The organism is Ruegeria sp. (genome assembly GCF_965199275.1).
Lineage (GTDB): Bacteria > Pseudomonadota > Alphaproteobacteria > Rhodobacterales > Rhodobacteraceae > Ruegeria.
Genome location: NZ_CBDAQX010000024.1, coordinates 18,925 through 43,635, shown reverse-complemented (window position 1 = coordinate 43,635; position 24,711 = coordinate 18,925). Strand labels below are relative to the sequence as shown.

General features: G+C 56.5%; 23 protein-coding genes. 5 read left to right on the top strand and 18 right to left on the bottom strand.

Features of this window, described 5'->3' with window-relative positions:
• Positions 1-88: 88 nt before the first annotated feature.
• The 10 genes from ACOERD_RS25030 to istA all read right to left on the bottom strand — a co-directional run bounded on the left by ACOERD_RS25030 (position 89) and on the right by istA (position 10,327).
• Positions 89-2,974 carry a toll/interleukin-1 receptor domain-containing protein gene (locus tag ACOERD_RS25030; RefSeq protein WP_419740862.1) on the bottom strand — a complete coding sequence of 962 codons (2,886 nt, stop codon included), beginning with the start codon at positions 2,972-2,974 and terminating at the stop codon, positions 89-91.
• Positions 2,975-2,982: 8 nt separating this feature from the next.
• A complete protein-coding gene (locus ACOERD_RS25025) occupies positions 2,983-3,849 on the bottom strand; it encodes a hypothetical protein (RefSeq protein ID WP_209077973.1) in 867 nt (288 codons plus the stop codon).
• Positions 3,849-4,370 carry a hypothetical protein gene (locus ACOERD_RS25020; protein ID WP_419740861.1) on the bottom strand — a complete coding sequence of 174 codons (522 nt, stop codon included), beginning with the start codon at positions 4,368-4,370 and terminating at the stop codon, positions 3,849-3,851. The genes ACOERD_RS25025 and ACOERD_RS25020 overlap by 1 nt, the downstream gene beginning before the upstream one ends.
• 76 nt (positions 4,371-4,446) lie before the next feature.
• Positions 4,447-4,623 (bottom strand): hypothetical protein, encoded by a 177-nt coding sequence (locus tag ACOERD_RS25015; protein WP_419737675.1) that lies wholly within the window; start codon positions 4,621-4,623, stop codon positions 4,447-4,449.
• Between the two features lie 28 nt (positions 4,624-4,651).
• Positions 4,652-5,320 (bottom strand): hypothetical protein, encoded by a 669-nt coding sequence (locus ACOERD_RS25010; RefSeq protein ID WP_419737676.1) that lies wholly within the window; start codon positions 5,318-5,320, stop codon positions 4,652-4,654.
• Positions 5,321-5,323: 3 nt separating this feature from the next.
• The gene (locus ACOERD_RS25005; protein ID WP_419737677.1) at positions 5,324-6,046 is read right to left on the bottom strand and encodes a DNA methyltransferase; all 723 of its coding nucleotides are present in this window, start codon (positions 6,044-6,046) and stop codon (positions 5,324-5,326) included.
• The gene (locus ACOERD_RS25000) at positions 6,043-7,011 is read right to left on the bottom strand and encodes an IS1595 family transposase (protein WP_419737678.1); all 969 of its coding nucleotides are present in this window, start codon (positions 7,009-7,011) and stop codon (positions 6,043-6,045) included. The genes ACOERD_RS25005 and ACOERD_RS25000 overlap by 4 nt, the downstream gene beginning before the upstream one ends.
• 49 nt (positions 7,012-7,060) lie before the next feature.
• Positions 7,061-7,741, bottom strand: a complete 681-nt coding sequence (locus ACOERD_RS24995) for a hypothetical protein (protein ID WP_419740860.1) — start codon at positions 7,739-7,741, stop codon at positions 7,061-7,063.
• Between the two features lie 359 nt (positions 7,742-8,100).
• Positions 8,101-8,832 (bottom strand): IS21-like element helper ATPase IstB, encoded by a 732-nt coding sequence (gene istB / locus ACOERD_RS24990; RefSeq protein ID WP_419737606.1) that lies wholly within the window; start codon positions 8,830-8,832, stop codon positions 8,101-8,103.
• A complete protein-coding gene (gene istA / locus ACOERD_RS24985) occupies positions 8,819-10,327 on the bottom strand; it encodes an IS21 family transposase (RefSeq protein WP_419737605.1) in 1,509 nt (502 codons plus the stop codon). The genes istB and istA overlap by 14 nt, the downstream gene beginning before the upstream one ends.
• A gap of 124 nt (positions 10,328-10,451) precedes the next feature.
• Between istA and ACOERD_RS24980 the strand changes: the two genes are divergently transcribed.
• Positions 10,452-11,369: an IS1634 family transposase gene (locus ACOERD_RS24980; protein WP_419741052.1), complete on the top strand. Its 918-nt coding sequence runs from the start codon at positions 10,452-10,454 to the stop codon at positions 11,367-11,369.
• Between the two features lie 202 nt (positions 11,370-11,571).
• Here ACOERD_RS24980 and ACOERD_RS24975 read toward each other — a convergent pair whose 3' ends face one another.
• The 4 genes from ACOERD_RS24975 to cobS all read right to left on the bottom strand — a co-directional run bounded on the left by ACOERD_RS24975 (position 11,572) and on the right by cobS (position 16,832).
• Positions 11,572-11,913: a DUF427 domain-containing protein gene (locus ACOERD_RS24975; RefSeq protein WP_170768043.1), complete on the bottom strand. Its 342-nt coding sequence runs from the start codon at positions 11,911-11,913 to the stop codon at positions 11,572-11,574.
• 60 nt (positions 11,914-11,973) lie between these two features.
• A complete protein-coding gene (locus ACOERD_RS24970; protein WP_419740859.1) occupies positions 11,974-13,764 on the bottom strand; it encodes an aminopeptidase P family protein in 1,791 nt (596 codons plus the stop codon).
• Between the two features lie 83 nt (positions 13,765-13,847).
• Positions 13,848-15,725 carry a cobaltochelatase subunit CobT gene (cobT, locus tag ACOERD_RS24965; RefSeq protein WP_419740858.1) on the bottom strand — a complete coding sequence of 626 codons (1,878 nt, stop codon included), beginning with the start codon at positions 15,723-15,725 and terminating at the stop codon, positions 13,848-13,850.
• Positions 15,726-15,845: 120 nt separating this feature from the next.
• The gene (gene cobS, locus ACOERD_RS24960; protein ID WP_170375030.1) at positions 15,846-16,832 is read right to left on the bottom strand and encodes a cobaltochelatase subunit CobS; all 987 of its coding nucleotides are present in this window, start codon (positions 16,830-16,832) and stop codon (positions 15,846-15,848) included.
• Positions 16,833-16,995: 163 nt separating this feature from the next.
• Between cobS and ACOERD_RS24955 the strand changes: the two genes are divergently transcribed.
• Together ACOERD_RS24955 and ACOERD_RS24950 are read left to right on the top strand one after the other, a co-directional pair.
• A complete protein-coding gene (locus tag ACOERD_RS24955) occupies positions 16,996-18,177 on the top strand; it encodes an ISNCY family transposase (RefSeq protein ID WP_419737631.1) in 1,182 nt (393 codons plus the stop codon).
• Positions 18,178-18,767: 590 nt separating this feature from the next.
• Entirely contained in the window at positions 18,768-19,664 is an 897-nt protein-coding gene (locus ACOERD_RS24950; protein WP_419740857.1) for a Hint domain-containing protein, read from the top strand.
• A 7-nt stretch (positions 19,665-19,671) separates the two neighbouring features.
• On the opposite strand, the gene ACOERD_RS24945 is transcribed toward ACOERD_RS24950, so the two are convergent.
• Positions 19,672-20,298 (bottom strand): J domain-containing protein, encoded by a 627-nt coding sequence (locus tag ACOERD_RS24945; RefSeq protein WP_170375034.1) that lies wholly within the window; start codon positions 20,296-20,298, stop codon positions 19,672-19,674.
• 107 nt (positions 20,299-20,405) lie between these two features.
• Here ACOERD_RS24945 and ACOERD_RS24940 point away from each other — a divergent pair, with 107 nt between their 5' ends.
• On the top strand, positions 20,406-20,660 hold the full coding sequence (locus ACOERD_RS24940; RefSeq protein ID WP_419740856.1) for a BolA family protein: 255 nt from the start codon (positions 20,406-20,408) through the stop codon (positions 20,658-20,660).
• A gap of 6 nt (positions 20,661-20,666) precedes the next feature.
• Here ACOERD_RS24940 and ACOERD_RS24935 read toward each other — a convergent pair whose 3' ends face one another.
• Both ACOERD_RS24935 and ACOERD_RS24930 read right to left on the bottom strand, forming a co-directional pair.
• Entirely contained in the window at positions 20,667-21,566 is a 900-nt protein-coding gene (locus ACOERD_RS24935) for a hypothetical protein (protein ID WP_419740855.1), read from the bottom strand.
• A gap of 502 nt (positions 21,567-22,068) precedes the next feature.
• Complete coding sequence (locus ACOERD_RS24930; protein ID WP_419737624.1) at positions 22,069-23,811, bottom strand: IS1634 family transposase; 1,743 nt, start codon at positions 23,809-23,811, stop codon at positions 22,069-22,071.
• Here ACOERD_RS24930 and ACOERD_RS24925 point away from each other — a divergent pair.
• Positions 23,804-23,995, top strand: a complete 192-nt coding sequence (locus tag ACOERD_RS24925) for a hypothetical protein (protein WP_419740854.1) — start codon at positions 23,804-23,806, stop codon at positions 23,993-23,995. The two genes, ACOERD_RS24930 and ACOERD_RS24925, sit on opposite strands and share 8 nt — an antisense overlap.
• A gap of 296 nt (positions 23,996-24,291) precedes the next feature.
• Here ACOERD_RS24925 and ACOERD_RS24920 read toward each other — a convergent pair whose 3' ends face one another.
• A complete protein-coding gene (locus tag ACOERD_RS24920; RefSeq protein WP_419740853.1) occupies positions 24,292-24,702 on the bottom strand; it encodes a DUF4177 domain-containing protein in 411 nt (136 codons plus the stop codon).
• Positions 24,703-24,711 lie beyond the last annotated feature (9 nt).

The window sequence follows — 24,711 nt, the reverse complement described above, 5'->3', positions numbered from 1 at the left end:
ACTCAGAACAATTGGGACTTCCATTGTGAATTCGGTTTGAATTTACCTGATCGCATCACCTTTCTTTAGTCTTCGCAAATTTGTGTTGTCAGTCTGTTGTGCAAACTGGCGCGAAATCCTCATCCGGCATCAATTCCCTCCACTCAACCGCGGTCAATCCGCGTCCTACTTTTTCACAGATTGTGGCCTCCAATTGTTCAAGTGACAGCGGCCAAGACCAGAGATTTCCGTTGCCCTCTGTTGCGATGACGCGCTGCTCCATTGGATCAAGAGCAACGGCGGACAAATACGACCCACCGAAATAGAGTGACTGCACAAAGCGCCGCTCGCTCGCGCGCCATAAGTGCACTAAGCCGTCATGATCGGTGACGGCAATTAGGTCCAAAGCCGAATTGTAGTCCGAGGCCGTGACCGCGCCTCCGGGCTTGCGCGACGCCACACGAAGGGTTGCGTCTGCGTCGCCTGGAAGATGGAACAACAAGCCACGGTCATTGCTGCCGCCGCTTGCGTAAGTCACTAAGGCATCTTCACCAAGCCAGATCGCCCCCGAGATGGGAGCTGCGTGCAGGTCGGGTAAATCGGTTGGTGTCTCTTGCGTCAATGCGGCAATTGCGACGCTGCCCCGTGCTGTTCCGATCGCAAGCTGGTCTCCAGATGGGTTGAAGGCCATTGTCTCAACAGGCTCTGCTGCGAAAACCGATGACGCATGAGTCGCGGTGTCCGTGTCAAAAATTTGGATTTCGCCGGAACCGGCCTCGGTCACGGCGATATTCCTGCCCGACGGAGCGATGGCCAACAAGATATGCCCGTAGTTGTTCGCGTCGCGAATTAGTCGGGGACGCGCATCCTTGGCGAAAGGCAGCCATAGAACAGCACCATTCCAGGTAGACCAGGAAACGCCAAACTTGTGAAGTGAAATCTGGTCAATCAACGTAGTCGAGACATCCACAAACCCGTCGCTGTCAGTTGCCAGGTTGGGCAATACGCCCACGTCCTCGCCCAGCACCTCGACGGTTGCGGCCACAAGGTCTGACATCTGAACCCACTGATCCTGATCGAGTCGCCAGACCACGGCGTCGTGCTGGCTGCGTGTCGCGCCCAGGACCGTACCATCGGCTTTCACCAAAAGTGCCACGGGTTCAGAGATCAGCGACGGCAGCCGTTGGCCGAAACCCACCAACTCATCCAGAGTCCAAGTAGAAATGCTGCCGTTTTGCGCGGTCGTAACAAGTGTGCCCGTGTCCCTCAAAATGGAAAGCCCAGAGATGGTATCAGAATGTGCCCGGATCCGTTCAAAGGCGATTTCGTGCCCATAAAGGTTCGTCATTTGGACAAAGCCACCAACCTCGCCAAGGGCGACCAACCCGCTGCCTGGTTCGATCCTGGCGTGCGCGAAGAAACCATTGAATTGGTAGCTATCGTCAATCGTGATGTCGCCATCCTCGAATGAGACCTGGCGCATCAAGCCGTTCGTCGTGATCCAAACAAGGCGACCGTCGTCTAGGAAGGCGGCATCCAAGGCACTGGCGTTCAGAGGCCAACGAAGCGTTTCCTTCCATTTTGGGCCCTCATAGACAACAAGACGATGCAAGCCGGATAAGGCCACAATGCGGGTCTTGTCAGGTGAGATGGCAAGCGCGTCGATCTGCAGCAGATCACCTGTGTCATGAGTGATTACGGGGCGACCAGGACGCAAGATATGAACTCGGCCTTCATGATCCCCGGCGGCCATGATCTGGCCGTCGGTGCTTGACGCGAGGGCGGTGATGTAGGCCTGTCGACCGAAGCCTTCCAATAAATGTTCTGTGCGCCCTTGGCTATCAATGGTTTCGATGGTGCCATCCAATGTGCCGACAAGGATGACGTCTAGATTTTCGGCAAGGGCAGTGATGCTTGCGCTTACGCTGCCGATGATTTGCGGGCCATCGGTTCCAGCGACACGATACACCGTTCCATCATCGGAACCGACAATCGTCGAGATGCCGCGTGGTGCGGTAGCTGCGGCGGTAGCGCTGTTGAAGATGCTGTGTTCTGACAAAAGCCAGCGCCAGTCTTCCAGTAAGGACAGGACCGCGCCTTGAGCCTCTGCCGTGTTGGAGCGTTTTGTGGCCTCCATCGCGATCAGAAGCTGGCGGCCCGGTGTCTCATCCTGCGGGGCCTGGATTGCAAGCGCACGGGACAAGGACTCCAGCCTGCGTGTCTCTGCCACTGTTGCGTTGTAATAGGCGACTGCCGCGATGACGATGAAGGTAACGGATGCGGCTGCAGCAATCGCTGCGATAAGCCGAAGGCTGTTGCGCTCATCCGCCAATGCGGCTGCGATGAATGGCTGAACCTCTTCCACCACGGCAAAGTCTGGGTTGGCGAGCATTATGCCTTGCGCTTCCGTCAGTTCAGCGCCGCGATATAGAATAGCTTTTGCGGCCTTTTTGGACTTTTCCTTGGCTTCTTTCCAGCGTGCTGCGTCGCGTCGCAATTGATAGGGCGTTAGCTTCGCAGGCGACCGGTATTGCGGGGCGGCTGTGCCGGACAAGGCTGCGGCGAGCCGTTTGATCTGATCTTGGTTCAAGGGCTGACCGGTCAATTCAGAACGGTTGATGTCTTTGAACACCGACCCATTGCCTAGACGGTTCATGCCGGCATCCGTTGCACCGGGCAAAACGACAGGGATCAGGCGGAAGTCCGGGTCGCGCCGGTAACGCTCCAGAGCTAGGCCTGCTTCCCACAAATGGGTCGGGCCCCAGCCGTTTTCCCCAAGAAAGATCGCACACCCCTTGGCTTTTTCCATCGCCGCTTCGATCTCGGGCATGAATTCAACGCCGGTTGGAATGGCGAAGGTGTCCAGAAAGAAAGGTGTTCCTACTTCCAATTCAAGCGCGTCGGCAATGTGGCGGACAATGTCGGCGTCAAGGTTGTTGTGACACAGAAATACTTCTGGAGTGTGGGCGTCTAGTTGCGGCTGTTCCTCTTCCATCTTTGGGTCTATCGGGCTTTGCGAAGTGTCGCCAAGCCCTTCAGGACCAAACCAATAACGTCACCTAAGTGTTTGGCTTCGAACAGCTGGTCGTTTTCTTCGCGCGTCAAACCGTTGCCGTCGACCAGTTGATTGAGGCCAAAGTTTGGAACGTCCCATTCCTTGTGCAAACCGGTTGTGTACATGGCTTGGGCCACGTCGGATCTGGGTTGGAAGACTTGTATTTTTGACACCGGCGTCCCATGGAATGCATCGATCAATTCTGACGTAGCCCCGCCCAGCAGGCCAGTCAGATATAGTGGTTTCCCGGCGTTCCGTGTCAACAACGCTTCTTCCGCGATGCCGGAATACCGTCCGCCGGACCCTGAAACGCGCCCACCCATGCACAGTCGAGCTGAGGTCAGTTGCGCCATCTTTTGGCGCATTTCTGTCAGGGCCGCCACGCGGTTCACAATGTCGAACTGTTCAGGATCGTTTTCGGCGTAACCGCTGGGCGCGCGGTAGCCATCTGGCCGTTCCATTTCGATAATGTGAAGGACATCACGGTACTGGTGCCTGTCATCTGCACTGACGGTGGTTCTAGATGGCCAGGGCACAAAATTGACCATCGAAGCGCAGCGGGTTGGGGTGGTGATGGCGTCGGATGAATGATGGGCAATGGCCAGATGCAACAATTCGCTCATGACGCCATCAGGGCGCCAGTCGTGGCCGAAGACCACCGACCCTCCTTGCGTCATCACAGCGCTCGCAACCTCGCGGACGCATCGGTTGACCTCTCGCTTGGTGAATCCGAGATCGTTTGCCCCGTCGTTCTCCGAGGCTGAAATACCCAAGGCCACGTGCTCAAGGGGACGGGTTGAATGGTTGTCCGTCATTAAGATGCCCGCCGTGTCGCGCAGTCCAGAACTAGGGTCTGCGGCGTGGTGATAAGCGATTTTGCCGACATGGATCGAACCAACGCCTCGGCGGCCGCTCGGTCGCCTTCCGTCATTGAAGGATCGGGATATACGATAGTTGTTTCTTCTCCCGGCTTCAAATCAGAACAGATCTTGTGAAGACAACGCATGGTTGGTTGGCGTACGAGGATGTGCAGGCCCTTGGTCTTGGTGATCCCTCTAGCCGCCAAATCCTCGACAATCCGAATGTGGATGCGACTGCGCAAAGCCTCACGCAGGGCGATGAAGACAATCCGATAAAGGTTGCCATCCGCGACTTTTACCGTGGGCGCGCGTTCGAAAGACACTGCGCTCGGCGGCGTGATCGCCTTTTGGCGAAGGTCCACCACAACGTAAGGCGAGGCGTATTCCTCGGCCCAGTGCATTTCTTGCAGACACCAAGGGCGATCTTCAAAAACCTCCGACCGTAAAACAATGGGAATTATATACTTAAGTAACATTTTTATAGTGGACTGTCGCATATTGACGCGATAAAAACGAAAACCGCGCAAGGTATTTTAGCACTCTGCGCTCTCTTTAATCAGGCTTCTTGATACTCATTGGCCGCATGAATGCAGCCCTGATTTCATCCAATGACATTTCAGGCATGTCGATTTCTTCTTCCAACTCAGCCTTGGTCGGTTGATATTTGTTCGATCTGATGTGCAGATCGGCGGGTTCAGGCAGGTCTGCATTGTAACGTTGGTTTGTCATGCGAATTCCTAAATTGAATACATTGGTTTTAGCCGAGAAGTTCTCGCAAGCGGGTTTGGATTGGTTCAATTTTAGCCAGTTCGGTCAACAAAAACTCTACGTTGTCGGGGCCGTCGGCCTGACGCGCCCGCACAATACTGTCGTAATCAATTTCCAACAAATCACAAAACTCCCGACCTGTCATTGCCTCATCGATTGAAATTCTCTTCTTGAATCCTTCCCAGATCGCTTGCTTGTCTTCTTGATTGAAAGCACAAAAGTGTGCCTGGAACCGATATTGAATATGCTGGGCGTTGCGTTGAATGAACCCGTGCATTGACTGCCTCTCTGCGCTAGCTTTTTTTGTGTCGAACACATGACCGTCCTTCAACTCAACTATATGGCAGTTTTGCTCGCCTTTTCGGCGCTTGAAAACCATAAAGTCAGGCTCTGATCCCGAAAAATCCAAGGTCCGACTTCGTTTAATTTCACGTTTTCGGGCAAGCAACACGCCCTCAGGCATGATTTCTTGTTCCAAAAAGGTGTCCAGATTAGGGATGTTGGGAACAGCTTCCACGATCATCGATTCCAGTTCTGACCCCGATGAGATTACAGCTGACTGTATCTTGCTGGCCAATTCACCTAACGCTTCATTCCCAAACAACCGGGCGTAAGAACCAGATGTGTTCTTTGGTTTGGCATCCCGTAATCGTGCCATAATCTAACCGTTCAAGTCGCAACCAAGGAAGGTGCGGCCATGGTTTCGTGCCGCTTGCAGAACCGAAAACGACCCGGCAGCCGGATCAATTACAAAATCGCCTTCGTGGCTCACGGCGGCCATGAGTTGACCTTGTATGTCTATTGGTTTGGAATGTGGGTGATCCCGCTGGGATACTTGTTCTTGAATTACATCTGGAATGTTATGTATTTTCCACACGCCTTTTGCCTTACGCGGCTGTTTCTGTAGTACTATGCAGTATTCTCCTCTGCGCCGAGTGCGATAGCCCATACCAAATGTACCCTTGTTCCACGTTAAAAGATCCACAATGTCCAGCCTCGTTCCGTCCAGCCACGGGTGAATACCTTGGCAAAGGTGAAACTTATCCACCCATAAAAAGAGATGGCCTGATGGGATAAGCGTACGATCTATTCCGCGAATAAAATTGGCGATGGCCTCCTCCGGCATTTGCTGTAGGGCGCTGCGGCGTTTTCCACGAACTTTGCCTTCGTTCCCATATGCCAGCTTTTCAAGCACGCCACGGTATTGGGGATCGAAGAATGCGACTGGAACTGCGTCCGCAGGTATAGCGGAAAGGAACTCAAGACCGTCCATCTTAAGGCGCGTGTTGGGCTTAAGGACATCGGGAAGCACCAGCTTTGGCACGGTCACCGTGCGCGTGTTGGAAAATACCCCGGCAGTACTTTGCGAAGTTCCGACGCTCATGACCGCGCTCCGCTATTCAATCCGTTATCCTCGATTAGCTTCTTGTAAGGCAGGTTCTTTCCAGCCATCCCATGCACAACGCCGCCCATTTGGTCGATTGTATCCTTTGGCCTGTTGTTGTGACGGTGCTGAAACTCGTCCACATAGCGTTGCAGATGCTTGGGCGACATCTTGTGATAGACGCCATTATAACCCCGCTTCATAGGAGCCCAAAAGCTTTCCAGCCCGTTGGTGTGCGCCTGATCGCGGACATATTCACCCACTGAGTGCTTTACCACCTCATGCGGCCTGTCAATGCCCTTGTAGGCACTAGCCTCATCGGTATAGAGTGTTGCTCCTTCGACGGCATGCTCGTTCACAAACCCCTGCAAGGTCTCTTTGTCTGTGCTCTCTACCACTTTGGCAACAACCTGACCCGTTTCGCGATCCCTGATACCAGCAACAGCAGCCTTGCCAACAGCGCCACGTCCAGCCTTGAGTTTCTTCTTCGCGTGTTTGTTGCCTTCCTTGCCGCCTATGTAGGTTTCATCTGCTTCGACTGGGCCATTAAACCAAGGCATGTTTGCCTCCATTGCAGCCCGAAGACGATGCAGCATGAACCACGCGGACTTCTGCGTAACACCAAGCTCACGGTGCAACTTCATCGAAGATACGCCCTTAAGGTTAGTTGTGAACAAGTAAATACCAATGGCCCATGTGCGATATGGTAGCCGGGTATTCTCAAGGATCGTGCCGACCCGAACCGTAAACATGGGTTTTTTGGAGCACTCACGACACCTGTGCGTCATGCTTGGATGCCTGATGCCTGACTGCACGTTGAAAGAACCGCAATGCGGGCAAAACGGACCATCTGGCCAATGTAGTTCCTCAATCCACTTACGCGACTTTTCTTCATTACCGAACATTGCAGCAACCTGTAGGAAGGTCAGGCCCTTGCGGTTTGATTTTCCCGGTGCTTTTGTCATTTTTACACTCCTGAATGTTATTAAAATGTAACAAATGCGTCGGAGTCCGTCAATCATAAATGTTACTTAAGTATATAATTCCCAAAACAATCAGAACCGAGTTTTCGACACCATTCGATAGGACCTGTTTCAAGTCGTCCCCTTCTGAGATGTCATCGTCGTCATAGAATGTTTGGAATCCGGGTAGGTCCTTGATCTGAGTCCTAAGAACCGTGGCGAGGGATTGGCCGTCGATTTTGGCGTGGCTTACAAAGAACTTCGGCTTCTTCGTGATCCGTTTGGAGCCTTTAGACAGAATCCCCACGCCTATGTGCAGGGCAATCAAACCTACTGCGGTACGGCGCAGCGCGTACTCGCCAAGTCCAAGAACGTCGATGATGTCGTTAGGGTCGAACGCCGGTGCGCGTTTCAGCAAGGCGTTCTTCTGCTGCTCAAGATCAAATATTAAGATCTGAAAATTTGGCCGAGTCCTTCGCGAAAGCAGCTTGTTTAGGTTGGCAACCATTTCCTTGTTTTGCAACAGAGTCTTGCTGAGAAATATCAGTATCAGGCTTTTTTGCGCTCCTTTTAGAAGGTCGGTGACCGACGTGTCGGGAACCGCGAAAAATTCACGAATGGGGACACCCGTGTCTGTGGAACCGGACAAATACCCCGTGCCACCGCCTTGAAACGCAACGGTAGCGACCTCTCGGTAGTCGTCTGATAGCGTGCAGCCTTTGTCGCTGAACATCAGAACCTGCAAAGGGGTCGTAATCATTTCGGCCTCGGGTCAGGGAGTATTCCGTTGCCGAAAGGATACGATGGATCGTGTGGTTTGTCATTCGCCCAAAGAAGGCCGGCCGAGTACTCCCTGAGATGCTGTTATTGCAAGCGCAAGAGTTCATCGGGTTATAGTGTCAATCGGCATTGAATAATGACCCCCCATCGGCGTCCAAATTTGACCCCCCTTGGAGCTAAGAGGGGCGTTGAGGGGGTCGTGTTTAGGTTGATTCAGGAGGGGGTGGACAGCAGGTCAAACCGAAAAGAGAGCGTAGCTCGACTGAAGGTTTGACCTGCTGTCTGTTTTGAATTTATTCCCCGATTTCGAGGTTAGTCGCGGTGGTTAATTCGCCAGCTTTCGTTCCCGGTTTCGATGATATCGCAATGGTGTGTCAGTCGATCCAGGAGAGCAGTGGTCATTTTGGCATCTGTGAACACACTCGGCCATTCAGCAAATGCGAGGTTGGTTGTTAGCAGAATAGACGTTCGCTCGTACAGTTTGCTGATGAGATGGAAGAGTAATCGTCCACCAGACTCTGCGAACGGCAGATAACCGAGTTCGTCTATAATCACGAGGTCGACGCGGATCAGCTGCTCGCTGAGCCGCCCGGCGTTGCCTTCGCGATGTTCAGCCTCCAGCTTGTTCGCGAGATCCACAGCGCTGAAGAACCTGACCCGCCGGCGGTTATTGACCGCGTGGCCCCCGATCGCTGTTGCGAGATGCGTTTTGCCCGATCCGGTTCCACCGACCAGCACGCCATTCCTGGCCTGGTCCATAAAATCGCCGTCATGAAGATTGCGCACGACTTCCTCGTTGACGGGGCTGACCGTGAAGTCGAACTCAGGTAAGGACTTGCAGACCGGGAACTTTGCGGCACCCATCTGATACCGGATCGAGCGCGCAGTCTTTTCGGCCAGTTCGGCCGTGAGGAGTTCGGCCACGACCTGTTGGGGCCGCCAGTTGTTTTTGGCTGCGGCCTGCATCACTTCGTCAAAGCAGTTGACGATGCCTGGCAACTTCAGTTGACGGGCAAGTTCGAGAATTTCCTTACGCAGTTGCATGGGAGCCTCCAAGCCTGTCATAGCGAGCGCAATCCGCGATCGGTGCCATTTTCAGCTGCAGGTGGGCAGGCGGCTCAATCGCCTTTGGCGGCGGGGGATTGGTGCGCCGAGAGACAATGTTCAGGATCGCATCGGCCTTGCGCAGGCCAGATTTTAGAGCTTCTTCGCAGGCAGCCTCGACCACATCAATGTCGTGCTGGTAAGCAGCGAAAAGAATATCGGCAAGTTGCCGGTCTCCGTCGGATGTGCCCCGCAGATGGGTCCAGATCTGCGTCATTGCCGGTGGTAGGTCCCAGTCACGGAACGGTGCTCCATTGCGCAGAGCGCCAGGCTTGCGCTTGAGGACGGGCACATAGTGCCAAGGGTTGAAGATCGTTTTTCCTCGGCCGAAGCACCGTTCGTGCTCTCCGACAATCTCACCGTCTTGGCGCAGGACAATCCGCGTGGCGTAGACCTGCAACTGGACCTGACGTCCAACAGCTCTTGCCTCAACGCTGTATTTGTTTCTTTCGAAGTTGATCAGGCAGGTTCGGCTCACGGCGACCGTCTTTTCACGGAACCCGACGAAGGGCTTCTGCAGATGCGTCAGCAGCGGCTTTTCCTGCTGGAACTCCTCCCAGACCGTCACCTCCAGGTTTTCCGGATGCCGCAGTTCTTTTGCGCGTTTGATCGCGTCTTTTTGCAGCCGGGCATTCAATTCATCGAAGTCGGCCACCTCCAGACGCGGTGTAAAACTATAGGCGCGGCTCTCCTTGACCAGATTCTCAACCTGACCCTTCTCCCAACCGGCCGCGCGCGTACAGGCGATCGGGTTCACCAGATGATGAGAACACATCCGGGAGAATGCCTTGTTGAACTTTCTTTCCTTGCCCGACAGGATCGCATCGACGGCGGTCGTCATGTTATCGTAGATCCCGTTGATGCAGCCTCCACCAAAGAATTTGAAGGCCTCGTCGTGGGCATCAAAGACCATCTCCTGCGTCTCGCGCGGATAGGCAATGGAGAATGGCATGCGGCTATGGCAAAGTTTGAAATGGGCAACCTTCACGGTCGTGAGTGCACCGTCCATCAAAACCGTCTCCACACTCCAGTCGAACTGGTACGCCTCCCCAGGATCAAAGATCAGCGGGATGAACGCCTGCGCCTGTTGTCGGCCGTGCGCAATGCGCCAATTCTTTGTGTAGCGTCGAACACTGTCATACCCGCCGCCAAAACCATCATCGGAGAGTTCCTTCCAGATTTTGGTCATCCGCTTGCGGTGTTTCTTCGGAAGCGCCTCGTTCTCCTCAAGCGTTTCATCCAGACGCGCGCGCCAAGGCCCGAGCACCGGGTATGGCTGCGATTTGCGCTCATATTTGAACTCCGTCACTCCCGATCGGATTATCTTTCGAACCGTTGCACGGCTCAAATTGAGCGAACGGCAAATTTCCTTGATGCTCTTTTTTTCGATCAGGTGTAAGCGACGCACTTTTCTAATAGTTTCCACGCAAATCATCCCGCTTGCCTCTCCATCGACTGCTCAATGAAAAGGATGTCTACAACCATAGGGAGGGGTCAAATTTGGACGCCGATTTCCCCGCTTAGGGGGTCAAAATTGCACGCTTTTCTACAGTCATACGCTGGAAGCTGCGCTGAAGGCGTTGGAGGGACGCTTCGACGTGGCCAGGGTCACGTTCGTGGCCGATGCCGCCATGCTCAGCAAGGACAACCAGCAGATGTTGCAGAACAAGGGTCTGCCCTACATCCTCGGCTATCGCATGAAGTCCGCCCCGGCCGCCGTGAAGGCGAACATTTTGAGCCCGGAGGGACGCCAGCCTTGGGCTGGACACGGTTCTGAAGAGGCAACCGAGAAGGGCTGGTACAAGGTGATCGACCAGGAGGGAGCGCGGGTCATTGTGACCTGGTCACCCACCCGGGCACGCAATGATGCCCACAAGCGCGACAAGGCAATCGAAAAGCTGCACAAGAAGCTCAAGCGCTCTCGCAAACCCGGCAGCTTCAGCAGCCGGGGATATGGCCGCTTCCTGGCCTTCCCCGACAGCGGGGACGTCACGCTGGATGATGCAAAGATCAAGGCAGCGGCACAATGGGACGGGCTGCATGCCATTGTTGTTCATGGTGCGGACGAACTGGAGGCACAGGACGTCATTGCCCGCTATCACCAGTTGTGGGAGATCGAAGCCTGCTTCCGCACCAACAAGCACGATCTGAAAATCCGGCCCATCTATCACTGGTCGCCGCGTCGGGTCCGGGCCCATATCGCCATCTGCTACATGGCCTTCTGCTGCCTGCAGCACCTGCGCAAGCATCTGGACCTGCTCGGACACCCGATGAGCCCGGCTCGTATCCGCAACGAGTTGAACGCATTGCAGCTCTCGATCCTGCGCCACAAAGGCACCCCTGACCGCTACGGCATGCCAAGCCATGCCACGGTCGATGCCAGACGCATCCTCACCTGCGTCGGCCTGACCTGGAACGAAGCCCCTTTCAAGATACCCCCCGGGCGCACCCGAAAAACTGGCCAGACCAAAGCCTGAGCTCCCTCAACACTCCGAAACAATCGCTGGCGAAAAAAGTCCGTGTAGTGCCTTTTGGCAACCAAGGCATAATAATATCAATGACTTATACGAAAAAATGTCGGAAGTCAGGAGATCTCACGGATGGCCGCTACTCGTCGCACTCGCTCATTTTTGGGTACAGCTACAGTTTCTGACAGACGTAACTAAGTACTTCCGGCCCTCAAATCTGTTCGACCTTGATCGAGTCCACCGGATAGAAAGCCAGATAGTCTTTGAGGCCCGCCGCCTCCTTGCCGGGGGTCTCGAAGCTCCAGGCCGCGTTTTCGGTGACCGAGGATTTGTTCACGATCGAGAAATGCGTGGCATCGCCTTTGTGCGGGCAGTGGATCACCTTGTCTGTACGGTCCAGGAAGGCCATCGCGATGTCAGAACGGGGGAAATAGATCACGGGTTCCAAATCACCTTCGCGCAGCTCTAGCGCGTTCGAGCTTTCGCCCAGAATGGCCCCACCAGAGCGGACGCTCCATTTGCCGGGTGCTTCGGTGATCGTGATTTCAACCATGTCTCTTCCCTCGTTCTTGTCAGGGCCTCTCCTTTGCCCATTTTATGTGACAGTCTGATGTCAGACTGGCGCAGTTGCGGCATCCAACCACAGTTGAGCGTCCTCGCCCAGCCTTGGCCTGATTTTTTCCGCAACGTCGCGGTGATAGCTGTTCAGCCAATCCCGTTCTTGCCCCGTCAGCATGTTGACCAGGATCAGGCGGCGGTCGATGGGCACATAGGTTAGCGTGCGCCACTGCAACATGGCCCGTTCCGCATCGCCGTCGGGCAGCGATGGCGCTTCCTCCACGACGATCAGGTTCTCGATCCGAATGCCAAATGCGCCCTCGCGGTAATAGCCGGGTTCGTTCGACAGGATCATACCGGGCTCAAAGGGTACATGGCTGACACGCGACAGGCGTTGCGGGCCTTCATGCACGCTCAGATACGCGCCGACCCCGTGACCAACCCCGTGGTTGAAATCCTGCCCCGCCTGCCACAGCGGCGCGCGCGCGACGCATTCGATATCGCGTCCGGCCAGCCCAATTGGCCAGCGTAGCATCGACATGGCGATCATGCCTTTCAACACGCGGGTAAAGCAGGCCTTCTCGGTCTCACCAACTTCACCAATCGCGATGGTGCGCGTGATGTCGGTGGTGCCGTCCAGATACTGCCCGCCGCTGTCCAGCACCAACAAATGACCGTCCTGCAAGGTGCTGTCGGTCTCTTCGGTCACGCGGTAATGCATGATCGCCCCGTTGGGGCCGGTTCCTGCGATCGTGTCGAATGAGATATCCTGCAGCGCGTTGTCCCACCGACGGGCCTCTTCTAACCGGGTCACGACCTGCGTTTCGCTGATCTGACCCGGCGTTTGCCGATCCAGCCAGACCAGCGTTTCGACAACGGCAACAGCGTCGCGCAGGTGGGCCTCGGCGCTGCCTGCGATTTCGGCCGGGTTCTTGCGCGCTTTGGGCAGGGCGCAAGGGTCGCCACCATCAACCATCCGGTCCCCAAGCGCATCTGCAACGATCTGAGGCACAGTGCCCGGATCGACCTGAACCTTACCTTCTAGGGTAGCAACGGCGTCCAAAAATCCATCAGGCTCATGAACCGAAACCTGAGGGCCCAGATGCTCCCCCAGTTCGCCTAGTTTTGCGGCGGCCATGAACAGATCAACACGCCCGTCCGCATGCAGAATGGCAAAGCCATGGGCGACCGGGTTGTAGGCAATGTCCGAGCCGCGAATGTTCAACACCCACATGATCGAGTCGGGCAAGGTGATCACCGCCGCGCTTCGCCCGCCGACACGCAGGCCTTCGGCTAGTCGGGTGATTTTGCTCTCAGCGGTTTCCCCTGCAAACTCAATCGGATGTACCTTGACGGGGTTCATCGGTGGGGCGGGCTGATCCTGCCATATCCGGTCCACCAGATTGGCACAGCGCACCAACTCAATCCCGCTTCTCTCCAGATCCTTTTGCGCGGCTTTGATCTGACCGGCGGCATGTAGCCATGGATCAAATCCGACCGATCCCCCGTTCGGCAACTGCTGTTTCAACCAGCTGCTCAGGCTCACATCGGGCCAGGGTACCGGAGTGTAGTCATCGGCCACCTGCGCCTTGACCTGCGTCCGGTAGCGCCCATCAATGAACACCCCGGCCACGTCCCGCAGCGCGGCGCAAAACCCGGCCGAGCCGGTGAATCCGGTCAGCCACGCCAGCCGTTCGTCTCGAGGGGCAACGTACTCACCCTGATGCGCATCCGCGCGCGGCACCAGAAACCCGTCCAAACCTTCGCGCTCTAGTTCCTGCCGCAAAGCAGCCAATCGCGGAGGTCCCTGTTCGGGCCGTGCTGTCACCTCAAAAGACTGAAACATACCTGCCTCCCTCAAGCCAAAGTGTGGTTTTAAGCCACCTCTTCATCTTTTTGAAAATAAACCCGGCGGAGGCAAGGCCAGCCTCAGCTGGCCCTTTTCATCCCCATTACCCGGGCCCGCGCGCGCGGGTCGCTGTCGAACAATGCCGCCAACTGTTCGGTCATGGCGCCAGCCAATTGCTCCACATCGGTGATGGTCACCGCGCGATCATAGTACCGGGTCACATCGTGCCCGATCCCGATGGCCAGCAATTCCACCATCTTGCGCTTTTCGACCATGGCGATCACGTCGCGCAGGTGTTTCTCCAGATAGTTCGCCGGGTTCACACTCAGCGTGGAATCATCGACCGGAGCACCGTCGGAAATCACCATCAGGATCTTACGCGCCTCGCGCCGCGCCAGCATCCGACGATGGGCCCATTCCAGCGCCTCACCGTCAATGTTTTCCTTCAGCAGCCCTTCTTTCATCATCAGGCCCAGATTGGGCCGCGCCCGTCGCCATGGGGCATCGGCACCCTTGTAGATGATATGGCGCAGATCGTTCAGACGTCCCGGCTGTTGCGGGCGGCCTGCATTCAACCAAGCTTCACGGGCCTGACCGCCTTTCCAGGCGCGGGTCGTAAAGCCCAGAATTTCAACCTTCACATTGCAACGTTCCAGCGTCCGGGCCAGAACATCCGCGCAGATGGCCGCAATCGAAATCGGACGCCCCCGCATCGAGCCCGAATTATCAAGAAGCAGAGTCACCACGGTATCTCGGAACTCGGTGTCCTTTTCGACCTTGAAGCTTAAAGGTGTAGTCGGGTTGGCAACCACGCGCGCCAAACGACCGGCGTCCAGAATACCTTCCTCGCGATCGAATTCCCACGACCGGTTCTGCTGTGCCTGCAAGCGGCGCTGCAATTTGTTGGCCAAGCGGCTGACCGCACCCTTCAACGGCTCAAGTTGTTGATCCAGATAGGCCCGCAACCGTTCCAGTTCAGCAGGCTCTGCCAAATCCTCGGCAGCGATCTCCTCGTCATGGGTGTTCAGGTAGACCTTGTACTCTGGATCAGCCTCGGACGCAGGCGGAGGGGCAGGCGGCTCCAGCGGAGCCTCCCCTTCGGGCATCTCAGCCTCATCGCCCATCTCATCCTCGGCCATCTCGTCCATCGAGACTTGGGCCTGAGATTGATCCTGCTGTTCTTCCTGCGACTGCTCGGGCGTGGCGTCAGGATCCTGTTCCTCCTGATCGTCCTGTCCGGTGCTGTCGGGATCAGGCTGCTCTTCGGCGTTTTCCTCGGCCTGATCTTCCTGTTCTTCGTCCAGCTCATCAGGATCATCACCTAGCTGGTCGCCATAGCCCAGATCTTTGATCACTTGACGGGTGAACTTGGCAAACTCTGCCTGATCCGAGAGGATTTCGTCGAGCTTCTCAAGCGTGCCGCCTGCCTGTTCCTCAATGTATCCACGCCAGAGGTTCATGACATTGTTGGCAGCCGGCGGCAGATCACGCCCGGTGGCCAGATGTCGGATCAGATAGCCTGCAGCAACGGACAAAGGTGCGTCGGCGGGCTGCTTGCACTGGTCATAACCGCGCCGCAGGGCCTCATGGCTGATCTTAACATCAATGTTGGAAGCCGTACCGGGCATATCCCGCGCGCCCATCGCCTCGCATCGGGCGGTTTCCATCGCTTCATAGAGGTCCCGCGCCATATCTCCGGGCGGGGCATAGCGCATATGGGTCGCGTCATCGTGATACCGGCGCTGCAAGGCCAAGGCATCGGCAGTTCCGCGTGCCAGCAAAACCTCTTCGCGCGTCATCCTGCGGGATACCTGAGGCAATCGCATGGCCTCGCCTGCAAGGCCCGAGGGATCGACGGTATAGCTTACGGAAAGTTCCGGATCATCGGCCATGACTTTGGTGGCCTCAGCCAGAGCTTTCTTGAACGGATCAGCAGGGTTGTCGTTCTTTTGTGCCATGTCCCCAAGCCTTTCACATTGCCGTCCCGATTTCCACCAAACAGGAATCCGGATCCGCCTTCATCTGGCTGAAAATACCTCCGCCGGAGGCATTGCGCCCGCGGCGGGCGTAATTCGGTGTTAGCCCAAGCTCACGCTCGCCGCGCTTTCCGGCAGTTCTTCGTCAAAGCAGCGCTGATAGAACTCCGCCACGGTCTGGCGCTCAAGCTCATCGCACTTATTCAGGAAGGACAGGCGGAACGCATAGCCCACATTGCGGAAAATCTCGGCGTTTTGGGCCCAGTTGATCACGGTCCGTGGGCTCATCACGGTCGACAAGTCGCCGTTCATGAAGGCGGTCCGGGTCAGGTCGGCAACTGTGACCATCTGGCTGACTGTCTTGCGGCCCTCAGCCGTGTTGTACAGCGGTGCTTTCGATAGCACGATCATCGTCTCGGCATCGTGGCTGAGGTAGTTCAGCGTCGAGACCAGCGACCAGCGGTCCATCTGTGCCTGGTTGATCTGTTGCGTGCCGTGGTACAGGCCGGTGGTATCACCCAGACCCACAGTGTTCGCGGTGGCGAACAGGCGGAAGTTGGGGTTCGGGGTGATGATCTCGTTCTGGTCCAGCAGGGTCAGCTTACCATCATGCTCCAGCACGCGTTGGATCACGAACATCACGTCCGCACGGCCTGCGTCGTATTCGTCGAACACGATGGCGACAGGGTTGCGCAGGGCCCAGGGAAGGATGCCTTCGTGGAACTCGGTCACCTGCTTGCCATCGCGCAGCTTGATCGCATCCTTACCTATCAAGTCGATCCGGCTGATGTGGCTATCCAAGTTTACACGCACGGCGGGCCAGTTCAGGCGGGCGGCAACCTGTTCGATATGGGTCGACTTACCTGTGCCGTGATAGCCCTGGATCATCACACGACGGTTATGCGCAAAACCTGCCAGGATCGCCAGAGTTGTCTCCGGGTCAAACTTGTAGGTCGGGTCAATCGCAGGCACCCGGTCGCTACGTTCCGCAAAACCTTTGACCGCCATGTCGGTATCAATGCCGAACACGTCACGGACCGAGATCTCTTCGGTGGGTTTTGCGTTGATATCAATCGATCCGTCAGCCATTCGTCTTGTCCTTATCCTTAGGCCCGTCTTGCCGGGTTTGAACCCGTGTGTGGTGCAACATATTCCGACCAAGGGCAAGGGAAAGTGTCGCTAACACGCGATATGTCCGGTGTATGTAACATGCGATCTGTCCGGTTCTATTCTGTCTCTGAGAGGAGGCGTTATGAACCGAGCAGAAGTGTTACAGGAAGTTCGACTGATGAAGTTTGAAGATGTGTATTCGCGGCGAAGCGCGAACAAGCTGACGCAAGAACAGGCGGCTGAGATACTGGGTGTATCCGTGCGCACCGTCAGGCGTTGGGAGGATCGATTTGAGGCGGATGGTGCAGAAGGTCTGTACGACCGTCGGCTTGGCAAACTGGCCAACAATCGTGTTGCCACGGATAAGGTCATGGAGATGCTTGAACTGTTTGATACCAAGTACTGGGATTACACGCCGAAGCATTTCCACGAGAAGCTGGTGGCCCACCATGGTTTCACACAGAGCTACAACTGGGTGCGGCTTACACTGCAGCGCCACGGCCGGGTTCAGGCAGCACCCCGACGAGGTGCCCATCGGCGCAAGCGGCCCCGCCGTCCGATGGTTGGCATGATGTTGCATCAGGACGGCTCCAGCCATGAATGGGTTCCGGGTCAGTGGTGGGATCTGATCGTCACCATGGACGATGCCACCAACCGGGTTTATTCGGCATTCTTTGTCGAGGAAGAAGGGACGATGAGCAGTTTTCAGGGGCTGACAGAGGTGATCGAGGCGCAAGGTCTGTTTTGCTCGCTCTATGCCGATCGGGGCTCTCATTACTGGCATACGCCCGAAGCGGGCGGCAAAGTGGACAAGGACAATCTGACCCAGGTCGGGCGCGCCTTGCAGCAACTCGGCATTGAGCTGATCCCGGCCTATTCACCGCAGGCCCGTGGACGGTCTGAACGCATGTTTGGCACGTTCCAGAACCGATTGCCGCAGGAACTGCGGTCCCATGGGATCACAACCATTGAAGAGGCCAATCAGTTCCTGAAAGAGGTCTATCTTCCCGAACACAATGCCCTGTTTGCAAAGGAGCCGGAGGATACGACCTCGGCCTTCGTGCCGTTTACAGGCAATGTGCGCGACACCCTGTGTGTGCAGGAAGACCGCGTCGTCGGCAACGACAATACGGTGCGCTACAAGGGCCTGGTCATGCAGATCGCGGCAGACAGGCACCGTCATCATTTCGTCAAGGCGAAGGTCAGGGTCCACGAATACCCCGATGGTCAACTGGTCATCTTCCACGGCCCGAGATGCATTGGCCGCTACCAGCCTGACGGATCACCCATCACACAGGAGGATAGCAAACACAAAGTCGCGTGACCCGCTTCGACGTGGCGCGAACGCGGTGGCCCAAATCTACGGTCGCCTACGGCTCCCTCCGAATTGGGCCACCGCGCAATCAACTGAAGCGGACAATTGGCATGTTACCTACACCGGACAATTCAGAATGTTCTCGACAGGGAAAGCCGCGCGCTAAAAACGCTGACAGGATGTTTCTTATCAACTGGCCTTATCTGCGGGAAGGGCGGGGTCGTGTTAGAGTAGCCTTGAGCAAGCGGCTTGGGTTGGGTTCTTCAATAAATCGTCAACCTTATGAAAACCTGATGTCTCTATTCGCGCGGCAACTACGGCAAGTCGCGGTCCGAGCGCAGGCTTGAGTTCCTACTCAAGGACAAGTTTGAGAACCCGTTCATTCAATCATCGTTAAGAGGACGCCTCACTCCGAGACGGACAGGGATTTAAATTCAGGAAATTAAATATTTCTTTGAATGGGCCTATTTGAAGGGTAAAATGAGCAAAGCCCGCATGTGTAATGGGCTATATGTAGGGGGTTAAAGTGTTCGCGATATCCTCTGTTGAATCAGGGCGGCTTCAATTGTCACCTGTTGGCGACCGGCAAGGTGCAGTGAATGCCCTTTGACGCGACCCTCTACTCGGTGAATGAGACCGGCGGCACTGGTAACCTCATAGTTCAAGGATCAACGACACCTGCGATTATCTCAGGGCAAACGGTTTCTTTCGATGGCGGCACGACCTTCGAACCCTACACCTATCTTGGTCAGGGGAACTATCGCGGGACCAGTGAAACCGCGGATTTTATCCAAGTAGGTGGGCAGATTTACGCTTTCAATAGTGTCGATCCGACCGGGTCTCTCAGCACCGGGAATTGGGAGATCACCGTAAGTGACCTCGACCCGGTCAACCCGCCTTGTTTTGTAGCTGGAACGCTGATTGACACAGAGAGAGGGCCACGCCCTGTAGACTCTCTGATGGCTGGGGATCGGGTCTGTGTGGCAGGCGGGCAAACATTGCCGATCATCTGGATAGGCAAAAGAACTCTGAGCGCGAACGCGTTGCGCAAAAATCCAAAGTTCAGGCCCGTCCGGATTCAGCGCGGCGCTTTGGGTGATAACCTGCCCAGCCAAGACTTATTTGTTTCCTCCCAGCATCGGATTGTGCTGGAAGGTTGGCGGGCCGAGCTTCTTTTTGGTGAACCCCGGGTTTTTTGTGCCGCAATACATCTGATGAATGATGGTTTGATCCGTCAGATGCCGCCTGAAGCACCAGTAACTTACTTCCACATTGCCTGTAGTCAGCATGTGGTCCTTTCGTCACATGGTTTGCAAAGCGAAAGCTTGTTCCTTGGTGATCTTGCGTTGAAATCATTCCAACGCGAAGACGTCGAGGAATTGCATGCCTTGTTTCCCGAGCTTAGAAATCAGGCGTTGGTGCAGCGACAGCGCACACACTTGCGTTGCCTGAAGCGACCCGAAGCAGAGGTATTGCGAGATTTGTTGCCAGTATAGGAGCGGCCTACTTGAAGTTCCGGCTGTCCTTGATCTGATCCCAGGCCCAGACGACCTCTTGCAACTGCTCTTCCTGAGACCGGTCGCCGCCGTTCATATCCGGGTGCAGCACCTTGATCAGCTTTTTGTAAGCCTTGCGAACCTCGGCCTTGGACCAGCTGTCATTGGCCTCCAGAATCTCGATGGCGCGCCGTTCGGTGGGCGGAAGGCGACGGCCACCGCCACCCGAGGTGCGGCCTTTGTTCTGGGTGCTGTTTGCCCCCAGAACCTGGTGTGGGTCTTCGATACCCAGACGCGCCCAAGCGCGGGCCTCAGGGTCGCCCATGGGCTTGGTTTCACGCTCCCAGACTTTGTCCTTCGTGCGTTGTGCGTTCAGCTCGGCCTCGGTCGTGCCGTCGAAGAAGTTCCACTTCTGATTGTACTCGCGCACATGCTGCTGGCAGAACCAATAAAAGTCATCCAGAACGTCCGGGGCCTTGGGAGCACGGTACTTGCCCGCCTCTTCGCAGCCTGGATGATCACAGATTCGCACCGAGGTCTCAGATGCGCCCGACATGCCCCGACGCCCGCGCGGGTTCTTTTTCTTGGCGCTGGAGACGGACATATCGAATCCGAAAGGGTCTGATTTCGTCATGCTGTGATCCTTAAGAACGCATCTTCTCGACTCGGAGGCAGCAGTTTAGTCTAAGCAGCCGAAAGTAGAAGAGGGGGGCGGCAAGTTTTTTGCCGCTGAGCGTAAAAATGACTGTGAGCGAAGAAATCCGAACCCGGCTGCAGGCCGCCTTTGATCCGCGTGAGCTTGAGGTGGTGGATGACAGCGAAAGCCACCGGGGCCACGCAGGGTTTCAGGAAGGTGGTGAGAGCCATTTCAACGTCCGCATCCGCGCCGCCGCATTCGAGGGCCAATCTCGCGTGGCCCGACATCGTGCGGTTCACAAGGCACTGGGCGACGTTGTGCCGCGTATCCATGCCTTGGCGTTGGATATTGGCATTTAATCTCGCTTAAAACCTTAGTCGAAAGGCGAGGCCGACCAAAGGTGCGGTATCATAGCCCTGGCGGCTGATTTCGTTGCCGTTTTCGTCCTCCAGTGTCAGTCGACCATCGAATTCGGCCCCGGCAAAGACGGTTAAAGACACGCCCGGATTCGGATTATAGCTGAGCGACGCAACCACAGGGAGGCTCTTGTCTTCACCGATCCCGTTCGGAGCCAGCCCCGCTTCGTCCAGCCGGAAGCGAATTTTCTCGGAACGGGCCGACAGTGAGAGGCTGAAATCGTCATTCAACGCGTAGCTGAGGGTCAGCCCCGGCCCGCGAGTCGCACCGATTCCTGAGCCGGTGTTCAGGTTCCAGCGATCATTGATGTCCCAATCCACCAAAAGCGCCGGAAAGAGATCGACACCACTATCTTCCAACTGCGTGAAGGCTCCAAAAGCTGGTCCTATCGTCAGGCTTTCGCTGATCTGCCACGCAACGCCCGCAAAAACACCATAGGTACGACCATCCGAAGATGCGGCGCCTTTCTGATAGTCCCACCTGATCTGAGGTGACACGAACACGCTGGCCCGCTGTCCAGCCTGAAACCGCAGAGGAGCTGATATTCGGATGTCATGAATGTCATTCCAAGGCTGGTTGTCTACCGCGCTGAAGTCATAGTCTAGCTGCCCGTAGCTGACCGAGATACCAAGTGAAGTTTCGCTATCAAATCGGTAAAGCCCGGTGGCCCGCAGGAACGATCGCGTCGCGCTAAAGTCTCCGCCCTGATCCAGATCGACGCTGCCCTGATAGGCGGCGAGCCCGTCTATCTGGCTGACCCATCCCAACCGTTGTTGTGCCGCAGCAGGCAGCGCGATCTGGCAGGCGATTGCGGTGAGGAAACAAAGAAAAGCGGAGCAAGGTTTCATCGCGGCCAGGGCCCTTTTCTGTGGCGAAGGATATCTTGGAACGATACGAGCAAAACTCAGGAACGGATGACTGCCTGAGCCTCGTTGGCTAAATCCGTGCTATCTAAACCACACCTTCTGGCCCGTTCAGCCCTGATGAGTTTTACTTGGCCTCTTCGCTCGGTTTCAACGTCAACGGCGGCTCATCTACTTCGGCTGAAATTGGTTCCGGGGCTTGAACCGCATCTGGCCCGGGAACGGGCTGAGCCAAGGGTACGCCCTCGGGCGTTTCGGTTGGCGATGGTGTGGCCACGGGGGCCATTGCCTCGGTGGTCTCGGCGTCAATCACCCGCCGAAACACCAGCACGTTGCGCCAGTTCGTGGTTGATCCGGTCAGACCCGAGCGCTCCTCCTGACTTCCGACATTTTTTCGTATAAGTCATTGATATTATTATGCCTTGGTTGCCAAAAGGCACTACACGGACTTTTTTCGCCAGCGATTGTTTCGGAGTGTTGAGGGAGCTCAGGCTTTGGTCTGGCCAGTTTTTCGGGTGCGCCCGGGGGGTATCTTGAAAGGGGCTTCGTTCCAGGTCAGGCCGACGCAGGTGAGGATGCGTCTGGCATCGACCGTGGCATGGCTTGGCATGCCGTAGCGGTCAGGGGTGCCTTTGTGGCGCAGGATCGAGAGCTGCAATGCGTTCAACTCGTTGCGGATACGAGCCGGGCTCATCGGGTGTCCGAGCAGGTCCAGATGCTTGCGCAGGTGCTGCAGGCAGCAGAAGGCCATGTAGCAGATGGCGATATGGGCCCGGACCCGACGCGGCGACCAGTGATAGATGGGCCGGATTTTCAGATCGTGCTTGTTGGTGCGGAAGCAGGCTTCGATCTCCCACAACTGGTGATAGCGGGCAATGACGTCCTGTGCCTCCAGTTCGTCCGCACCATGAACAACAATGGCATGCAGCCCGTCCCATTGTGCCGCTGCCTTGATCTTTGCATCATCCAGCGTGACGTCCCCGCTGTCGGGGAAGGCCAGGAAGCGGCCATATCCCCGGCTGCTGAAGCTGCCGGGTTTGCGAGAGCGCTTGAGCTTCTTGTGCAGCTTTTCGATTGCCTTGTCGCGCTTGTGGGCATCATTGCGTGCCCGGGTGGGTGACCAGGTCACAATGACCCGCGCTCCCTCCTGGTCGATCACCTTGTACCAGCCCTTCTCGGTTGCCTCTTCAGAACCGTGTCCAGCCCAAGGCTGGCGTCCCTCCGGGCTCAAAATGTTCGCCTTCACGGCGGCCGGGGCGGACTTCATGCGATAGCCGAGGATGTAGGGCAGACCCTTGTTCTGCAACATCTGCTGGTTGTCCTTGCTGAGCATGGCGGCATCGGCCACGAACGTGACCCTGGCCACGTCGAAGCGTCCCTCCAACGCCTTCAGCGCAGCTTCCAGCGTATGACCTTCCCAGGTGTTTCCCGGGAAGAGTTCATAGCCCACAGGCAGCCCATCGGAGGTGACGATCAGCGCCAGCATGACCTGAGCGCGGTGATGCTTGCCATCCTTGCTGAAGCCCTTGGCCAGAAGATGATCCTGCTCGACCCCGTCCGCATCCTCGGCCGGGTCCTCGCGCTCGGTGTCAAAGGCCAGGGTCGTGCAATCGTAGAACAGCACGGTCACTGGCCCGCCCAGCAACTTCTCTGCCGCCGCGTGAGAGGTTTTGCAAATCCCGTCTATCACCGGCGTATTGATGTAATCCATGCTCCGATAGACCACGTCCAGATTGAGCGTGATGCCTGCCTGGTTCTCCAACGCCTCCACGGTCGCGCGCTTGCTCTCGGGCTGTGCGATCCGCGCCATAACCAGCTCTTTCACAATGCGATTGGCACTTTTACGCGCCGCCCCCAGAAGGGCCCCCCAACCCAGTTGGTCATACATCGTCCCCATGACATCCCGCAGACCCAGAGAGACCCGCGCCTCCTCACGGCACTCGGCAAGATCAACGCCAAGCTTGTCCGGCCGCGGAGCGCGGCGCACCAGCGCCTGCAGATCGGCATATTCCGTGGGCGTGAACAGTTCCATTTGCGGCGAGCGATCAATGCGTAATTGCTCCATCAAGCGGCCCGCCAGACGCTTGATATCCTCAATCTCGCTGTCGTTATGGGCCACACCCACATGGCGCAGGATCTTCTGGCGTACCTTGGAGCCGGTGCGGACGGATTCAACGATCTGGATCCGTGTGCGGTTGAGCTTTGCGTCATGTTTGGTGCGGATGAACATGGGCGAAGAGGTTAGCCATCTGAAGGCCCATGTCAATACTTTTTATAATAATGGGGCACTACAACGCGCCTCTGAGCAACCACACCTGAAAACAAACCAAAAACCCAGTCAGATCAACAAAAAGGTCGGAAGTCAGGAAATCGGTAAAGCCCGGTGGCCCGCAGGAACGATCGCGTCGCGCTAAAGTCTCCGCCCTGATCCAGATCGACGCTGCCCTGATAGGCGGCGAGCCCGTCTATCTGGCTGACCCATCCCAACCGTTGTTGTGCCGCAGCAGGCAGCGCGATCTGGCAGGCGATTGCGGTGAGGAAACAAAGAAAAGCGGAGCAAGGTTTCATCGCGGCCAGGGCCCTTTTCTGTGGCGAAGGATATCTTGGAACGATACGAGCAAAACTCAGGAACGGATGACTGCCTGAGCCTCGTTGGCTAAATCCGTGCTATCTAAACCACACCTTCTGGCCCGTTCAGCCCTGATGAGTTTTACTTGGCCTCTTCGCTCGGTTTCAACGTCAACGGCGGCTCATCTACTTCGGCTGAAATTGGTTCCGGGGCTTGAACCGCATCTGGCCCGGGAACGGGCTGAGCCAAGGGTACGCCCTCGGGCGTTTCGGTTGGCGATGGTGTGGCCACGGGGGCCATTGCCTCGGTGGTCTCGGCGTCAATCACCCGCCGAAACACCAGCACGTTGCGCCAGTTCGTGGTTGATCCGGTCAGACCCGAGCGCTCCTCGCTGGGCAGCAACTCGGCGCGCTGGTATTCCCATCCCTGTTGGCCCATCTCGTTCAGCACTTGCTCGACCGAGGTGGCAAATCGGCCCTCGGGCGTTTTGACGCCCTTGGCCTTTGCGCCCTTTTGCGGGGCTGGAATGACTTTGTATTCGTAGCGCGGCATCGACTGTTC

Coding starts and splice junctions, on each gene's coding strand:
- ACOERD_RS25030 (WP_419740862.1), bottom strand. CDS start 2,974: ATGGAAGAGGAACAGCCGCAACTAGACGCCCACACTCCAGAAGTATTT.
- ACOERD_RS25025 (WP_209077973.1), bottom strand. CDS start 3,849: ATGACGGACAACCATTCAACCCGTCCCCTTGAGCACGTGGCCTTGGGT.
- ACOERD_RS25020 (WP_419740861.1), bottom strand. CDS start 4,370: ATGTTACTTAAGTATATAATTCCCATTGTTTTACGGTCGGAGGTTTTT.
- ACOERD_RS25015 (WP_419737675.1), bottom strand. CDS start 4,623: ATGACAAACCAACGTTACAATGCAGACCTGCCTGAACCCGCCGATCTG.
- ACOERD_RS25010 (WP_419737676.1), bottom strand. CDS start 5,320: ATGGCACGATTACGGGATGCCAAACCAAAGAACACATCTGGTTCTTAC.
- ACOERD_RS25005 (WP_419737677.1), bottom strand. CDS start 6,046: ATGAGCGTCGGAACTTCGCAAAGTACTGCCGGGGTATTTTCCAACACG.
- ACOERD_RS25000 (WP_419737678.1), bottom strand. CDS start 7,011: ATGACAAAAGCACCGGGAAAATCAAACCGCAAGGGCCTGACCTTCCTA.
- ACOERD_RS24995 (WP_419740860.1), bottom strand. CDS start 7,741: ATGTTCAGCGACAAAGGCTGCACGCTATCAGACGACTACCGAGAGGTC.
- istB (WP_419737606.1), bottom strand. CDS start 8,832: ATGCAACTGCGTAAGGAAATTCTCGAACTTGCCCGTCAACTGAAGTTG.
- istA (WP_419737605.1), bottom strand. CDS start 10,327: ATGATTTGCGTGGAAACTATTAGAAAAGTGCGTCGCTTACACCTGATC.
- ACOERD_RS24975 (WP_170768043.1), bottom strand. CDS start 11,913: ATGGTTGAAATCACGATCACCGAAGCACCCGGCAAATGGAGCGTCCGC.
- ACOERD_RS24970 (WP_419740859.1), bottom strand. CDS start 13,764: ATGTTTCAGTCTTTTGAGGTGACAGCACGGCCCGAACAGGGACCTCCG.
- cobT (WP_419740858.1), bottom strand. CDS start 15,725: ATGGCACAAAAGAACGACAACCCTGCTGATCCGTTCAAGAAAGCTCTG.
- cobS (WP_170375030.1), bottom strand. CDS start 16,832: ATGGCTGACGGATCGATTGATATCAACGCAAAACCCACCGAAGAGATC.
- ACOERD_RS24955 (WP_419737631.1), top strand. CDS start 16,996: ATGAACCGAGCAGAAGTGTTACAGGAAGTTCGACTGATGAAGTTTGAA.
- ACOERD_RS24950 (WP_419740857.1), top strand. CDS start 18,768: ATGCCCTTTGACGCGACCCTCTACTCGGTGAATGAGACCGGCGGCACT.
- ACOERD_RS24945 (WP_170375034.1), bottom strand. CDS start 20,298: ATGACGAAATCAGACCCTTTCGGATTCGATATGTCCGTCTCCAGCGCC.
- ACOERD_RS24940 (WP_419740856.1), top strand. CDS start 20,406: ATGACTGTGAGCGAAGAAATCCGAACCCGGCTGCAGGCCGCCTTTGAT.
- ACOERD_RS24935 (WP_419740855.1), bottom strand. CDS start 21,566: ATGAAACCTTGCTCCGCTTTTCTTTGTTTCCTCACCGCAATCGCCTGC.
- ACOERD_RS24925 (WP_419740854.1), top strand. CDS start 23,804: ATGAACATGGGCGAAGAGGTTAGCCATCTGAAGGCCCATGTCAATACT.
- ACOERD_RS24930 (WP_419737624.1), bottom strand. CDS start 23,811: ATGTTCATCCGCACCAAACATGACGCAAAGCTCAACCGCACACGGATC.
- ACOERD_RS24920 (WP_419740853.1), bottom strand. CDS start 24,702: ATGCCGCGCTACGAATACAAAGTCATTCCAGCCCCGCAAAAGGGCGCA.